At 54.2% G+C, this 13,948-nt stretch carries 15 protein-coding genes; 4 read left to right on the forward strand and 11 right to left on the reverse strand.

All coding sequences use genetic code 11. From position 1 onward, the window contains the following. Nucleotides 1-49: 49 nt before the first annotated feature. The 9 genes from ldtE to O1722_RS13610 form a co-directional block, all read right to left on the reverse strand. Nucleotides 50-1,063, reverse strand: a complete 1,014-nt coding sequence (gene ldtE, locus O1722_RS13570; RefSeq protein ID WP_032648093.1) for a L,D-transpeptidase LdtE — start codon at nucleotides 1,061-1,063, stop codon at nucleotides 50-52. Between the two features lie 97 nt (nucleotides 1,064-1,160). Then, nucleotides 1,161-1,577 (reverse strand): cysteine desulfuration protein SufE, encoded by a 417-nt coding sequence (gene sufE / locus O1722_RS13575; protein WP_017693566.1) that lies wholly within the window; start codon nucleotides 1,575-1,577, stop codon nucleotides 1,161-1,163. A gap of 14 nt (nucleotides 1,578-1,591) precedes the next feature. After that, nucleotides 1,592-2,812 carry a cysteine desulfurase SufS gene (gene sufS / locus O1722_RS13580; RefSeq protein WP_033487121.1) on the reverse strand — a complete coding sequence of 407 codons (1,221 nt, stop codon included), beginning with the start codon at nucleotides 2,810-2,812 and terminating at the stop codon, nucleotides 1,592-1,594. Next, complete coding sequence (gene sufD, locus O1722_RS13585) at nucleotides 2,809-4,080, reverse strand: Fe-S cluster assembly protein SufD (RefSeq protein ID WP_033487122.1); 1,272 nt, start codon at nucleotides 4,078-4,080, stop codon at nucleotides 2,809-2,811. The genes sufS and sufD overlap by 4 nt, the downstream gene beginning before the upstream one ends. Further along, on the reverse strand, nucleotides 4,055-4,801 hold the full coding sequence (gene sufC, locus O1722_RS13590; RefSeq protein WP_003857736.1) for a Fe-S cluster assembly ATPase SufC: 747 nt from the start codon (nucleotides 4,799-4,801) through the stop codon (nucleotides 4,055-4,057). The genes sufD and sufC overlap by 26 nt, the downstream gene beginning before the upstream one ends. A gap of 9 nt (nucleotides 4,802-4,810) precedes the next feature. Beyond that, nucleotides 4,811-6,301 (reverse strand): Fe-S cluster assembly protein SufB, encoded by a 1,491-nt coding sequence (gene sufB / locus O1722_RS13595; RefSeq protein WP_003857739.1) that lies wholly within the window; start codon nucleotides 6,299-6,301, stop codon nucleotides 4,811-4,813. 8 nt (nucleotides 6,302-6,309) lie between these two features. Then, complete coding sequence (gene sufA / locus O1722_RS13600) at nucleotides 6,310-6,678, reverse strand: Fe-S cluster assembly scaffold SufA (protein WP_003857741.1); 369 nt, start codon at nucleotides 6,676-6,678, stop codon at nucleotides 6,310-6,312. A gap of 321 nt (nucleotides 6,679-6,999) precedes the next feature. Continuing rightward, the gene (locus O1722_RS13605; RefSeq protein ID WP_033487124.1) at nucleotides 7,000-7,728 is read right to left on the reverse strand and encodes a MerR family transcriptional regulator; all 729 of its coding nucleotides are present in this window, start codon (nucleotides 7,726-7,728) and stop codon (nucleotides 7,000-7,002) included. Between the two features lie 188 nt (nucleotides 7,729-7,916). After that, nucleotides 7,917-9,137 (reverse strand): diguanylate phosphodiesterase, encoded by a 1,221-nt coding sequence (locus O1722_RS13610; protein WP_479954325.1) that lies wholly within the window; start codon nucleotides 9,135-9,137, stop codon nucleotides 7,917-7,919. A gap of 339 nt (nucleotides 9,138-9,476) precedes the next feature. Between O1722_RS13610 and ycgZ the strand changes: the two genes are divergently transcribed. The 4 genes from ycgZ to fdhF all read left to right on the forward strand — a co-directional run bounded on the left by ycgZ (nucleotide 9,477) and on the right by fdhF (nucleotide 12,688). Then, nucleotides 9,477-9,716: a regulatory protein YcgZ gene (gene ycgZ, locus O1722_RS13615; RefSeq protein WP_017384632.1), complete on the forward strand. Its 240-nt coding sequence runs from the start codon at nucleotides 9,477-9,479 to the stop codon at nucleotides 9,714-9,716. A 4-nt stretch (nucleotides 9,717-9,720) separates the two neighbouring features. After that, a complete protein-coding gene (locus O1722_RS13620) occupies nucleotides 9,721-10,041 on the forward strand; it encodes a hypothetical protein (RefSeq protein ID WP_045892962.1) in 321 nt (106 codons plus the stop codon). A 29-nt stretch (nucleotides 10,042-10,070) separates the two neighbouring features. Further along, a complete protein-coding gene (locus tag O1722_RS13625; RefSeq protein ID WP_032653318.1) occupies nucleotides 10,071-10,349 on the forward strand; it encodes a biofilm/acid-resistance regulator YmgB/AriR in 279 nt (92 codons plus the stop codon). 188 nt (nucleotides 10,350-10,537) lie between these two features. Further along, nucleotides 10,538-12,688 carry a formate dehydrogenase subunit alpha gene (gene fdhF / locus O1722_RS13630; protein WP_032670991.1) on the forward strand — a complete coding sequence of 717 codons (2,151 nt, stop codon included), beginning with the start codon at nucleotides 10,538-10,540 and terminating at the stop codon, nucleotides 12,686-12,688. 52 nt (nucleotides 12,689-12,740) lie between these two features. Here fdhF and O1722_RS13635 read toward each other — a convergent pair whose 3' ends face one another. Together O1722_RS13635 and O1722_RS13640 are read right to left on the reverse strand one after the other, a co-directional pair. After that, on the reverse strand, nucleotides 12,741-13,394 hold the full coding sequence (locus O1722_RS13635) for a helix-turn-helix transcriptional regulator (protein WP_032670990.1): 654 nt from the start codon (nucleotides 13,392-13,394) through the stop codon (nucleotides 12,741-12,743). 41 nt (nucleotides 13,395-13,435) lie between these two features. After that, the gene (locus O1722_RS13640; RefSeq protein ID WP_033487127.1) at nucleotides 13,436-13,948 is read right to left on the reverse strand and encodes a fimbrial protein; all 513 of its coding nucleotides are present in this window, start codon (nucleotides 13,946-13,948) and stop codon (nucleotides 13,436-13,438) included.

Below are 13,948 nucleotides of genomic sequence, written 5' to 3' on the forward strand. Positions count from 1 at the left end.
AATAAAATGGCGCACATTGTGCGCCATTTTTTTTGCCTTCGTCAAACCTCTACTGAAGCGCTTTCTCTCCCTCGCCTTCCGCCACCGCCGCTGAGACACGACTGTTCTGTACCGACAGGACAGAATTGCTGGCTGAAGAACCACTGCCTGCTGACACGGCAACCGGGATCCCCGCTCTGCGCGCCAGGGCCTTGTCGATTTGCGTTTTATCGCTACCTGACTCCGCTGCAAAGGCGGTAAACGCCGCCGAGTGCGTGAACGGCACCGTCTGTGGGTTTTCGCCCTCAGCCTGCGCCAGCGGCCTGTGCACCTCGATATAACGTTTGCCGTCCGGCTCGACGGAGAACTTCACCGGCTCATTGATGATCTGCACCCGCGTGCCGACGCGCACTTGCTCAAACAACGCTTTGATATCGGGCGCGTTCATCCGCATACAACCCGAGCTGACCCGCAGCCCTACGCTGTCCGGCGCGCTGGTGCCGTGAATAAGATATTCCCCATTCCCGATACCCAGACGAAGCGCAAAGCGCCCCAGCGGGTTATTTGGCCCTGCGGGTACCACAGGCGGCAGTTTAATGCCCTGGGCCAGTGAGCGCGCTCTGATGCCCGCTGTGGGGGTCCAGGTAGGGTTAGGGATTTTCTGACTCACACGGGTGGTGCTGACCGGTGTTTCCAGCCCAAGCTGACCAATACCCAGCGGATAGACCTGCACGATATTTTCGCCAGGCGGATAGAAGTAAAGACGCAGCTCCGCCAGATTCACCACAATGCCCTCACGCTCGGTGTCCGGCAGTAGCATCTGGGAAGGGATGGTAATGACCGTTCCTGGCGCAGGGTTCACCGGAGCAATGGTATTATTGGTTTCAAGGATCAGCTGTGCGGCGGTATTAAAGCGACGAGCGATAGACTGAAGTTTATTGTCACCTTCCTGAATGGTGTATGTCTGGTTTTGCCCAATCAGACGGCTGCCTGCGGGCGGTAAAGGATAATCAACCGCCCAGGCTGAATTAACAGCACTGAGCGAACCAAGGAGTAATAGAGTTATTAGAGACGCGCGCTTCATGCTGAGATTCCTTATTCACTGACCAAACGTCAGAAAGCTGAAAAACCAGCGAGGTGGAAACCACCCCGCGAAACAGAATGAATGCTATTCTGTAAGTTTAGCTAAGGATTGCGGCTTTGGCGCGTATGGCGCGGATCATCGCTTCCAGCCCCTGGGATCGGGACGGGGTGAGGTGCTGGGTTAAGGCCATTTTTTCAAACCACGGGCGAACGTCAAAGGCGACAATATCCTGCGCCGACATCTGGTGATAAAGAATAAATACGACGGCAATAAGCCCCTTCACAATGGCGGCATCGCTGTCACCCTGTAATTCAATTACGCCTTCATCCGTCTGTTGCATCAGGATCCAGACCTGGCTCTGGCAGCCCTGAATGATGTTGTCCGGGTTATGCGCCTCTTCGCTGAGCGGCGGCAGGCGCTGACCCAGCTCGATAATATAAAGGTATTTCTCTTCCCAGTTCGCGCAACGCCCAAAGTTGCGCAGCAATTTATCTCTGTCCGGCAAATCTGCCATCTCTCGCCTCTCCGTTAGCCAAGCAGCTGGTGAATACGTTTTAGTCCCGCCACCAGTCTGTCGACCTCTTCCGTTGTGTTGTACATCACCAGCGATGCGCGGCACATAGCCGGTACCTGATAATACGCCATCAGCGGCATCGCGCAGTGATGCCCGGTACGTACGGCGACGCCGTAATTATCAAGGAAACTGCCCACATCATAGGCGTGATGCTTGCCGAGGTTGAAGGCTATCACACCCAGACGGTCAGCAGGGCCATATAAGGTCAGTTCCGGGACGCTGGCCAGCTCCTGCAAGGCATAATGCATCAGCTGCTGTTCGTACTCCTGAATCGCCGCCAGCCCCGTTTCAGAGACGTAGCTAATGGCCGCGCCCAGCCCGATGATCCCGCCCGTGTTGGGCGTACCCGCCTCGAAGCGCCAGGGCGCACGGGCGTAGGTTGTGCCGTCCGTCAGGCTGACGGTGGCGATCATTGACCCGCCCCCTTCCCACGGCGGCATGGCCTGGAGAATGTCCTCTTTCACATACAACACGCCGATGCCCGTCGGGCCATACAGCTTGTGCCCGGAGAAGACGTAGAAATCGCAGTCCAGAGCCTGAACGTCAACCGCATGGTGCATCACCGCCTGGGCGCCATCAATCAACACTTTCGCACCAACCTGATGGGCTTTGTCGACGATCAGCGCCACCGGATTTTCCGTCCCCAGCACGTTTGAAACGTGGGTCACCGCCACCAGCCGCGTTCTGTCGTCCAGCAGGGCGTCCAGCTTTTCCAGCTGGAGCGTGCCGTCTTCATTCAGGGGGATCACCCGCAGTTGCGCCCCCACACGCTCACAGAGCATCTGCCAGGGCACGATGTTGGCGTGGTGCTCCATCTGGGTGATGATGATGTTATCCCCCGCGTGCACCTGCGCATTGCCCCAGCTGTTAGCCACCAGGTTGATCCCTTCGGTGGTGCCGCGCACGAACACCAGCTCTTCCGGCGAACGCGCGTTGAGGAAGGCCGCAACCTGCGTGCGCACGTTTTCCATGCGCTGGGTCGCCTCGGCGCTCAGGGTGTGGATCCCGCGATGTACCGCCGCATAACCGTGGCGGTAAAACTGGGCTTCCGCATCCACCACCTGATTTGGTTTTTGCGCGCTGGCCGCACTGTCGAGATAGGCCAGCGGCAGACCGTTCACTTCACGGGTCAGTACCGGAAAATCTGCCCGGACTTTCTCTACGGGAAATGTCATGCTTCGCCTCCAGGCAGCCGCTGACCGATACGGGCCAGCACCTGCTGTTTAAGCCCGCCATCGGGCAGCGCTTCCGTCAGCTCAGCCGCAAAGGCGTAAATAATCATCTTTTGCGCGGCCTGCTGGTCTATCCCACGCGAGCGCAGGTAGAACATCTGCTCATCGTCAATACGCCCGACCGTCGCGCCGTGGCTGCATTTCACGTCGTCCGCATAGATTTCCAGCTGTGGTTTGGTGTCCACCTCTGCCAGACGCCCCAGCAAGAGGTTGTTGTTGGTCATCTGCCCGTCAGTTTTGATGGCGTGCTGCGCCACGTTTATCAGGCCGTTAAACACCGCACGTCCTTTGTCGCTGACGATGGTTTTGTGCAGCTGACGGCTGTTGCAGTAGCCTTTGTTATGCTCAAGCCAGGTGCGCGTGTCGCACACTTCTGACTTCACCGGCATCGCCAGGCTGTTAATACGCAGCGTAGTGTTTTCACCGTTCAGCTGGGTGCTGGTATTGTGGCGCAGCACCGCGCCGCCAAGCAGGAAGCTATGGCTGTACGCCGCGGCATCCTGGCCCAGCAGAATATCGTTGTGGGCGAAGTGGTGACTGAGCGGATTTTCAAACGCCAGCTTGATGTGGTGCAGCTGGGCATTGGCCGCCACGTTCATCGTCAGACGCGAACCGGTAAAATGACGGGTGTCGTTAAGGCTGACGTAATGCTCGATCACCGTCGCCTCCGCCCCTTCTGCCAGCTCAAGATGGTGGCGATAGTGGGCGGTGTTAATCTCATCACCCGCAACGCCCTGGGTGATATGCATCAGCAGCAGCGGTTTCGCCGGGCGTTGGTTACGCTTAACGCGAATATGGGTGACAGACTGCGACAGGCTCTCTGTCAGGTGCAGGAAGACTTCAGGCTGAACGGGCGCGTTCAGCGACTGACGTTCATCGTTAATGACGATATCGAACCCGCTCTCCTGCACGCTGTCGCTCAGCTCCGCACGGAACAGACCGTCGACAAACACCAGGCGCACGGCATCCACGCTCAGCGCCAGCATGTCGCGCTGATCGGGGCTGACCTGCGCCAGACGGGTGACAAACTCGCCGTTCAGCAGGCCATCCAGCGGGGTATATTTCCAGTTCTCATGTTTACGCGTCGGTAAACCGAGACGCAGCATCTGCTGGAGATGGTGCTGAGCCTGTTCAGAGCGCGCTCCACCCTGCGCTTCAAACAGCCGGTGCCACTGCTGAAGTGCATTACTGCTGTTCGGTAAGCCAGCCATAACCCTGCTCCTCCAGTTGTTTAACCAGTGTAAAGTCACCGGATTTCACAATGCGTCCCTGGTAAAGCACGTGGACATAGTCCGGTTTGATGTAGTCAAGTATTCGCTGGTAGTGAGTCACGATGATAAATGAGCGGTTGCCGTCACGCAGGGAGTTCACCCCGTCGGCAACGATCTTCAGGGCATCGATATCCAGCCCTGAATCGGTCTCATCGAGAATGCACAGCGCCGGCTCCAGAACCGCCATTTGCAGAATATCGTTACGTTTCTTCTCACCGCCGGAGAAACCCACGTTTACCGAGCGGGTCAGCAGATCTTCCGGCATTTTCAGCAGCTTGATCTTCTCTTCCATCAGATCCTGGAAGTCAAAGCGATCCAGCGCCTCAAGGCCGCGATACTTGCGCACCGCGTTCAGCGCGGTTTGCAGGAAGAACTGGTTGCTGACGCCCGGAATTTCCACCGGATACTGGAAGGCCATAAAGATGCCCTCGCCGGCACGCTCTTCCGGCGACATCTCCAGCAGATCTTTGCCGTTAAACTCAACGGAGCCGCTGGTAACTTCATAATCTTCGCGTCCTGCCAGCGTCGCTGAAAGCGTACTTTTCCCGGAGCCGTTTGGCCCCATGATGGCGTGAACTTCACCCGGTTTGACGTCAAAATTGAGGCCACGCAGGATCTCTTTCTCTTCCACGCTAACCTGTAAATCTTTAATGCTTAACATGTGCTTTCCTTAACCGACGCTGTGTTCAAGACTAATGGCGAGGAGTTTCTGGGCTTCAACGGCAAATTCCAGCGGCAGTTCAGAGAACACGTCCTTACAGAAGCCGTTAACGATCATTGAAATCGCATCTTCTTCACTGATCCCGCGTTGCAGGCAGTAGAAAAGCTGATCTTCACCAATACGTGACGTAGTTGCCTCATGCTCAAGCTGGGCGCTGTTATTGCGGCATTCGACATACGGGAAGGTATGCGCCCCGCAGTCCGCGCCAATCAGCATGGAGTCACACTGGGTGAAGTTACGCGCGTTGGTAGCCGTCGGCATGATTTTCACCAGCCCGCGATAGCTGTTCTGGCTGTGACCGGCAGAGATCCCTTTGGAGATGATGGTCGATTTGGTGTTTTTACCGATGTGGATCATCTTGGTGCCGGTATCGGCCTGCTGATGACCGCTGGTCAGCGCCACGGAGTAAAACTCACCGATGGAGTTGTCGCCGCGCAGAATACAGCTCGGGTATTTCCAGGTAATGGCGGAGCCGGTTTCTGACTGCGTCCAGGACATTTTACTGTTTTCGCCTTCGCACAGCGCGCGTTTGGTGACGAAGTTCAGAATACCACCGGTGTTGCCGTCGCCCGGGAACCAGTTCTGTACCGTAGAGTACTTCACTTCCGCATCTTTATGGATGATCACTTCTACCACCGCCGCGTGCAGCTGGTAGCTGTCGCGCACAGGAGCGGAGCACCCTTCGATGTAGCTTACGTAGCTGCCTTCATCGGCCACCAGGATGGTGCGTTCAAACTGGCCGGTTTTTTCCGCGTTGATGCGGAAATAGGTCGAGAGCTCCATCGGGCAGCGCACGCCTTTCGGCACGTAGATAAAAGTACCGTCTGACGCCACCGCCGCATTCAGTGCCGCGAAGAAGTTATCGTTACTCGGCACCACGGTACCAATATACTTTTTCACCAGCTCGGGGTGATCGTGAATGGCTTCACCAAAGGAACAGAAAATGATCCCCTGCTCCGCCAGTTTTTCACGGTAGGTGGTTGCCACCGAGACGGAGTCAAAAATGGCGTCTACCGCCACCTCTTTGCCTTCGCGCACGGGCACGCCGAGCTGATTAAACGCCTCTTCCACCTCTTTACTCAGGAAGCTGTTCTCCGCGCCGGTTTGCTGAACGGCACCAGGTTGCGAGGCACAGGTATCATCACAGCTGCCGCAGGAGGGCGCGGAGTAGTAGCTATAATCCTGATAGTTCAGCTTATCGTAATGCGCTTTCAGCCAGTGGGGTTCTTCCATCTCCAGCCACGCGCGGAATGCGCTCAGGCGAAACTCCAGCATCCACTCCGGCTCGTTACGTTTCGCCGAAATGGCGCGCACGACCTCTTCGTTGATGCCTTTCGCCAGCTCATCGGTTTGCAGCTGCGTGAAGAAACCCTCTTTATAGTTGAGGTGTCCGCCGCTCCAGGTGTTTACATCACTCGTTGCTTCAGTATTACGAGACATAGTACCGCCTATACCCCAAAGCTTTCGCCGCAGCCGCATTCGTTCTGGGCTTTCGGGTTATGAAATTTGAATAACTGGTTTAAACCTTCCCGAACGTAGTCGACTTCGGTTCCATCGATAAACGGCATCGCCTGTAGCGCGACGTATAACTTTGCACCGTCGGTTTCAAAGACCAGATCGTCCTTTTCAGGTTCGGTTACGGTATCCAGCACGTAGCCAAATCCCGCGCAGCCAGTCTGCTTAACGCCTAAGCGTACGCCGAGGATGTCGGGATTTTTTGCCACCAGCTCATGAATATGCGCCGCCGCCGCGGGCGTCAGCGTTAAACCACGCCAGGCAAAATCGGCCGGATTGAAGGTTTCTGAATGCAGTTCCATAGGTCCACCTCATCTGATAAGCCACCAGGGCATAACACCATGTTAGTGATAACGATTATCACTTCAACCCCCTGCGAGCAGGGGCTTTGGGCTAAACCGCCCTTTTTGGCTACTTTCATTAAGCATAGACCCTGTGACGGGATGCGGATGGGATGGTTAGATTTGTTCAATGCATTGATAAATAATGCATTTCATAAGAAAGGCGGTAAGTTGGCGGGCAATGAGAAAAATTGTATTGGAAATACCTATTTTTGAGATAGCTATCTTCCAATAAGAAAGCTGACTCGAAAAGACAAAAAGGCCCTGACGGACCCCTTAACATCAGTGATGGAACGAAACGGCGAAACCCTGTTCACGCCAGTGGTCGAGCTGCTCCTGTTGACGAGGCGTAGGCGCTTTACCGGTCCAGACGAAGATTTTTTGCCCGGGGAAGAGTTCAGGACGTGGAGAATCAATCGGCTCAGCCAGCACGTCGATATGCCAGCCTTTGTAGGCAAGACGGGCCGCTTCCAGCCACAAATGCGTACGGTCGTCGCACTCCCACCCGACCAGCAGCGCATCCTTACCTGCTTTTTTTCGCGACTCACCCAGGCTTGCAACGGCAAACTCAATCAGGACACCGTCCAGCAGGCTTGCCATGTGACGCACCGTATTCTGGTCCTGGTTCATTCGCTGCCGCACAGGGGTGATGATGTTATCTATCAGAACATCCATCGCATGGTCACGGCGGAACTCGCCGATTTTGGCGCGCAGTTTTGCCGGACTGGCATAGCGCAGAACGGTTAACATCTCTTCCTGAAAAGATGCCCAGTTCCCCTGAGTCATCACTTCTGTATTTTCAAGAAGCGCTTTTACTTTGCCGACCGAAACACCCGTTTTCATCAGGCGCTTGATCTCTTCGATACGCAGGATATCTTCATCGTCAAACTGACGATGACCCCCTTCGCTTCGCTGCGGCTTCAACAATCCATAACGGCGCTGCCAGGCACGCAGCGTAACGGGGTTGATACCGCATCGTTCGGCCACTTCGCCGATACTGTAATAGGCCATTAACTCCCTCACGCACATTACTTCCATACCTAACCAAACCAACCTTATCAGATTGTACAAATCATTTGTATAACTAACTCCTCGTTCTGAGACAAGTGAATGGCTCAATGAACCACTCACTCGTTAATGTATTGTTGTATAAATTTCGCCGTACGTACAGGTTACTCTTAACAGTTACGTACAGGTTTTTATAAATCGTACTTTTTATCAGGCCAGGCAATCGCCGGAACGCCCCCCAGACGCGGGCTGGCGAAAAGGTGTCCCTGGAACTGAGAAACCCCGGCAGATTCCAGCCACATCCACTCTTCAGCCAGCTCTACGCCTACCGCACAGAACAGAATTTCCAGAGACGCACAGCATTTAATGATCGCCTGAATAATAGCCTGACGCGGGCCGCTCTTGTGTACGTTGGCAATCAAATCACGGCTGATCTTGATTCTGTCCGGCTGGAACTGGGCCAGCAGTTGCAGACCGGCGAATCCCGCGCCAAAGTGATCGATGGCCACGCTGATCCCGGCGCTTTTAAGCTGTCTGACTGCGCTGGTGAACTCTTCGAAGCGCGAGATCGCCTCGCTCTCGGTGAACTCGACCACAATTTGCTCCGGCACAAAACCGTTCGCCTCAATTGCCGTCAGTAAAAAATCGACGGCGCCAGGAACATTGACCAGCGTCATCGGCAGCAGATTGATGGATAACGTTTGAGTCTGTAGGCCCAGCGCGCTGGCCATCGACAAAGCCACCTGCTTACTCTTCAGATCCGATTCGTACAGCGCCTCACGCGACAGGTTGGCAAAATAGCTTTCCGGAGACTCACCGGACGGCGTGCGGATCAGGGCTTCCCAGGAAACCACCTGCTGCATAAACGGATCGACGATAGGTTGAAATGCGAAACTACAGTCCGCGCCCTTTGCCACTACCGTCGGCTGGGTGGATAACGGCGTGTTTTCGGTGACAAACTCCCAGGCGTCAGCCGGAGGCAGCTCAAAGTAGTTGGCTTTTTCAGTGGCCTCAACGAAGGTGCGGAAAAATTGCAGGGCGCGATCGTTATAGGTCAGCTGATAGCGGGTTGTGCCTTTATCAAGAACCTGTTGCAGCACTTCGTCGGTATCGTACTGACGAAGGTCAAAGAGCTCCATACCCACGTTGCCTAAACGTCTTGAAGGCCCGTGATCGCTTAACAATTCGACCACGTTGTGATGCCGTGGGTCACGGCAGATGAGCTCATAGATCTCCTTAACGTTATCAGCGGGCCCTTCAAGTAACTGAAAAAAGTGTGTGCCGTTAAACAGCAAAATCCCCGTAACATCGAACTGGCGATTTCTACAATTTGCAGCAGCGACCATGTCTTCCAGCGCTTTAACTGGAACGTCCTCGCAGATATGACTGCGGTAAATGATGGTTGTGAGCATGCTAATCCTGAAGATTGAGGGGGTGACCACGAAAACACGTGGGGAGAACTCTGTTATAGCACATTAATTGCCCAACAAATAATTTACATCTCAACGATTTACACGGCTTTTTTGCGTCATTTACGGGCTTGTACAACTCTGCAACGCCGCTTCGGATTGTACAATATATCTTGTGAATCCCGCAGTAAATCGTATAAGAATAAGCACTTGATAAATAATGATTTTATAAAATATATTATAAAATCTTTAAAAAATTGTACATTTTAAATGTACAGATTTGAAAATTATGTATACCTTAAATGTAACGTTACTGATTACGAAAATTTACAGGAGCGAAACATGCAGCAGAACGGACACCTCGCAGACTCGGCAACAGCGATTGCGCAGTATTTCGAAAAAGCCGCGCTTCCAACCCAACAGGAAACATTGGGTCAGGTTGTTGTTGAAATTCTTAGCGACGGGCGAAATCTGAATCGCAAATCGCTCTGCACAAAACTGTTGAGTCGCCTTGAAAAGGCCAATGGCCCGGAAGAGGAACATCATTATCACATGCTTCTTGGCCTGCTCTTCGAACGTTAATGTCATGAACAGCAGTGATGCAGACAGACTGATCGACCAGCTTATTGGAGAAGCCGCTCTTTCACTTTTGAAGGAGCGCGGTCCCGTGACGACCGAGGGATTGGTTCAGCGTCTGCGTAACATGCAAGCATATGAAACGGATCCCCAGCGGCGGGAGACATTAGCGCGAGTGATAGCTGAAATCAGCTCTGGTACGCTCGCTTTTAAAGGTCGCAGAACCGCACAAGGACGAATACAGAGAGAGGGATCTCTCAAAAATAACCGAGACAATGTAGTGCCGTTATTTGGAAATGGAAAACCGTCCGATCCTAAAAAGATACATTGACTACAACTTTACAGCTACGGTGAGAACAAATGAGACAAAATATTCAGCTTCAACCCGAATACCACTCGGCCTTTTTAGATAGCGCGTTGTCGGAGTATTTCCGTCACGCAGGCGATCGCTTTGCTGAAGAGTCTGCCATTTTTTCGACTGCGGTTCGTTGTGTTCTCGCTTCCGAAGGTCATTTGACCAACAAAGCGATCATTCTCTGGCTAATCCAGGCGCTGGAATCCACCGACGATGTCGTTAAGGCGGATGTGATCCGCAAGACGCTGGAAATTGTCGTCGGTTACACCATGGACGATCTTTAACGCCTCCCCCATCCCTACGGATAGCGTGTCATCGTCAATTCTGACGAACAGACTGACGATGACACACCCTCTCTCCTTTAACGCCCTGTTAATCAAGAACGCTGAATGTGGCATGGATCCTGCTTAGTCCGCTAAGGGACTGGGCTTTCCAGTAAACATTGCTTCATTTCTTAACAGGTCTGTTATTGATGAAAAAAATCGCCAGCGTCTGCCCCTACTGCGGTGCAGGCTGCAAACTAAACCTCGTCGTTAAAAATAACCGGATTATCCGTGCCGAAGCCGCTGATGGCGTAACCAATCAGGGCACGCTTTGCCTGAAAGGGTTCTACGGCTGGGACTTTCTTAACGACACACGGCTGCTTACCCCCCGTCTGACGCAGCCCATGATCCGCTACAGCAAAGGCGAGGCCTTTACCCCTGTTACCTGGGAAGAGGCCATTCGCTATACCGCTCACAGGCTTAAAAGCATCAAAGAACAGTATGGCCCTCGGTCCATTATGACCACGGGTTCCTCACGGGGAACGGGCAATGAGACCAACTATGTGATGCAAAAATTTGCCCGTGCGGTGCTGAATACTAACAACGTCGACTGCTGCGCCCGTGTCTGTCACGGTCCGTCCGTTGCCGGTTTACAGGAGACCCTCGGCAACGGCGCCATGAGCAATTCCATTAATGATATTGAAAACTCAAAATGCCTGCTGGTATTCGGCTATAACTGCGCCGACTCTCACCCCATCGTCGCCCGACGTGTGCTTAAAGCACGTGAAAATGGCGCTAAAATCATCGTCTGCGATCCGCGTCATATTGAAACGGCACGCATTGCCGATCTTCATCTTCAGCTAAAAAATGGCAGTAACATGGCGCTGGTCAATGCCTTTGGCTATGTCCTGCTGGAAGAGGAACTGTACGACAAAAACTACGTTGCCCGCTTTACCGAAGGGCTTGAGGCGTACCGGCTGACGGTAAAAGATTACGCACCCGAGCAGGTTGAACATCTGACGGGGATCCGCGCGCGGGATGTTCGTCAGGCAATGCGCATGTTCGCAGCGGCGCCTTCAGCAACGGTGATGTGGGGGATGGGCGTCACGCAGTTTGGTCAGGCGGTCGATGTGGTGAAAGGTCTCTCCAGCCTGGCGCTGCTGACCGGCAACCTGGGCCGCCCTGCCGTCGGCGTGGGTCCGGTTCGCGGGCAAAATAACGTTCAGGGTGCCTGCGATATGGGCGTTCTGCCCAATATGTTCCCCGGCTACCAGGACGTCACTGACCCGGCGGTCAGACTGAAATTTGCCGATGCGTGGAAAATCAATGTCAACCGGATGGACGATCGCGTCGGGACGCGTATCACCGAAGTGCCACATCTCGCGCTGGAAGGAAAGATTAAAGCGTATTACATCATGGGGGAAGATCCGCTTCAGACAGAAGCCGATCTGGGACTGGTCCGCCGCGGCTTTGAGGCGCTCGATTTTGTGGTGGTTCAGGACATCTTTATGACCAAAACGGCAGAGGTGGCTGACGTGCTGCTCCCTGCCACCTCATGGGGAGAACACGCCGGCGTGTTCACCTGTGCCGATCGCGGCTTCCAGCGTTTCGGCAAAGCCATTGAGGCCAGCGGCAACGTGAAGCGCGACTGGGAGATTATCAGCCTGCTGGCCACGGAGATGGGCTATCCCATGCATTACGAGGATAACCAGCAGATCTGGGACGAAATGCGCGAGCTGTGCCCCCTCTTCTACGGCGTGACCTACGAAAAAATGGGCGAGATGGGCCATGTGCAGTGGCCTTGCCCATCCCTCGATCATCCCGGCACCCCCTACCTGTACAAGGATAATCAGTTCGACACCCCTACTGGCAAAGGACAGCTATTTGCCGCCCCCTGGCGCGCCCCGGCGGAGACACCGGATGCGGATTACCCGCTGGTACTGTGCACGGTGCGCGAAGTGGGTCACTACTCCTGTCGCTCAATGACCGGGAACTGCGCGGCGCTGCAAAGCCTGGCCGACGAGCCGGGCCGGGTGCAAATGAACCCGGCGGATGCGGATGAACGGGGGATTGCCGAAGGCCAGCTGGTCTGGGTGCGTTCACGCCGGGGTAAAGTGATCACCCGCGCCAGCATCAGCGAGCGCATCAATGCGGGAGCAATCTATATGACCTACCAGTGGTGGATTGGCGCCTGTAATGAGCTGACGCAGGATAATCTCGACCCGATCTCCAGAACGCCGGAAACGAAATATTGCGCCGTGCAGCTGGAGGCGATCGAGGACCAGCGCTGGGCGGAGGATTTTGCGGCTTGCGCGTACCAGACCATGAAGACGCGTTTGATCGCTGCGGTTAACGTTTAAATGCATTGCCGGGTGGCGGCTATCGCTGCCCGGCCCGCTATCCGCTGCTGTTTTACGTTATCTGTTGTGCATAATTATTTTCCAGGTAATCGCGAAGCAGGTTCGGACGGCTCTTTTTCTCCATCAGCCTTCTCAACAGTACGATCAGCTCGTAATCGCTTCGCAGATTAAATTTCTGCATCATCATATATTTATGGGTAAAGACCGTTTTTTCGCTCATCTTCAACGCGTTCGCGGTCTGCACCACCGACAGCCCCCGGTAAAAATTGACCATAATACGAATCTGTTGCCGGGATAACCCTTTATGCTGGCAGTCGAAACAGGTCTTTTTATTCAACGTGTAACCTGGTAATTGCGTCCTGAACCACGCGATAAACAGAACGCCGCTAATACGATCAAGCGACGCCCGGCGCGGGAGAAAAATGATGTCCTGAAAGCAGGAAGGCAGCGCCGAAAAGCGCAGCTCATCGTCGACGAGACCTATCACAATTCCTTTTTGCCGGGCCAGTAACTCCGGAAAACAGGTCAGCGTTTCCCCCTGACATAATGAAAGAACAATAATATCGGCCTGGCTGACGTTTTCATTGGTCAGCGCCAGGTGAAATGTGATGGAGCGATGAAAGTTATGCTTAAAAAAATCTTCGAAAAAGCTCTGTAGCCCAGCCTGAAAAAACAGATCCGTTTCCTGAATCAGAATATTTAACATAGTTCACACCAACGTCTTTATAAAAGGCTTATCACCGGCATTTAGTTGTACTGCATCGTCATCACCACAACCGCAATGATGCTCCCCGGCGTGGCGCCTCCCGGCATAGATTTTACCGAGGCCAGCATAGCCATTGTCGCGGTTCTGTCCGCGGCAATGGTCTGGGTCATACTGGTGCCTGTTCCTTTAAGCGCGCCGGTTTGGGCATCGCGCATGGCTATCGCCACATGCGTGGCCGAACCGCTGTTCATAAAATAGTCCGCACCCGCCTCGGGATCGGGGCTGCCGGTGAAAGCGACGGTCACACTCTGCGTTCCGGTTGGGCACTGGGTAAACAGCAGACTGAAAGGCACCGGATCCGATGTTGAGCCCGGCGTCGCCATATTGGTTGCCTGAATATTGCCCAGGTTGACATCGAGGCTGTTACTGCCGCCATTAAATATGCACGGCGACGCAACGATATTTCCCGTCACACCGATGTTGACGCTATCAGCGGAGCATACCTTCCCGCTGAGTAAAGCAAGTAAAATCAGTGTCCTGCATCTTATTTTCAT

The sequence above is a fragment of the Enterobacter cloacae complex sp. HYC003_NIDB genome, from assembly GCF_056673375.1.

What these genes read in the sequence shown, in the direction of transcription:
- ldtE (WP_032648093.1), bottom strand. Translation starts at nt 1,063, where the DNA reads ATGAAGCGCGCGTCTCTAATAACTCTATTACTCCTTGGTTCGCTCAGT.
- sufE (WP_017693566.1), bottom strand. Translation starts at nt 1,577, where the DNA reads ATGGCAGATTTGCCGGACAGAGATAAATTGCTGCGCAACTTTGGGCGT.
- sufS (WP_033487121.1), bottom strand. Translation starts at nt 2,812, where the DNA reads ATGACATTTCCCGTAGAGAAAGTCCGGGCAGATTTTCCGGTACTGACC.
- sufD (WP_033487122.1), bottom strand. Translation starts at nt 4,080, where the DNA reads ATGGCTGGCTTACCGAACAGCAGTAATGCACTTCAGCAGTGGCACCGG.
- sufC (WP_003857736.1), bottom strand. Translation starts at nt 4,801, where the DNA reads ATGTTAAGCATTAAAGATTTACAGGTTAGCGTGGAAGAGAAAGAGATC.
- sufB (WP_003857739.1), bottom strand. Translation starts at nt 6,301, where the DNA reads ATGTCTCGTAATACTGAAGCAACGAGTGATGTAAACACCTGGAGCGGC.
- sufA (WP_003857741.1), bottom strand. Translation starts at nt 6,678, where the DNA reads ATGGAACTGCATTCAGAAACCTTCAATCCGGCCGATTTTGCCTGGCGT.
- O1722_RS13605 (WP_033487124.1), bottom strand. Translation starts at nt 7,728, where the DNA reads ATGGCCTATTACAGTATCGGCGAAGTGGCCGAACGATGCGGTATCAAC.
- O1722_RS13610 (WP_479954325.1), bottom strand. Translation starts at nt 9,137, where the DNA reads ATGCTCACAACCATCATTTACCGCAGTCATATCTGCGAGGACGTTCCA.
- ycgZ (WP_017384632.1), top strand. Translation starts at nt 9,477, where the DNA reads ATGCAGCAGAACGGACACCTCGCAGACTCGGCAACAGCGATTGCGCAG.
- O1722_RS13620 (WP_045892962.1), top strand. Translation starts at nt 9,721, where the DNA reads ATGAACAGCAGTGATGCAGACAGACTGATCGACCAGCTTATTGGAGAA.
- O1722_RS13625 (WP_032653318.1), top strand. Translation starts at nt 10,071, where the DNA reads ATGAGACAAAATATTCAGCTTCAACCCGAATACCACTCGGCCTTTTTA.
- fdhF (WP_032670991.1), top strand. Translation starts at nt 10,538, where the DNA reads ATGAAAAAAATCGCCAGCGTCTGCCCCTACTGCGGTGCAGGCTGCAAA.
- O1722_RS13635 (WP_032670990.1), bottom strand. Translation starts at nt 13,394, where the DNA reads ATGTTAAATATTCTGATTCAGGAAACGGATCTGTTTTTTCAGGCTGGG.
- O1722_RS13640 (WP_033487127.1), bottom strand. Translation starts at nt 13,948, where the DNA reads ATGAAAATAAGATGCAGGACACTGATTTTACTTGCTTTACTCAGCGGG.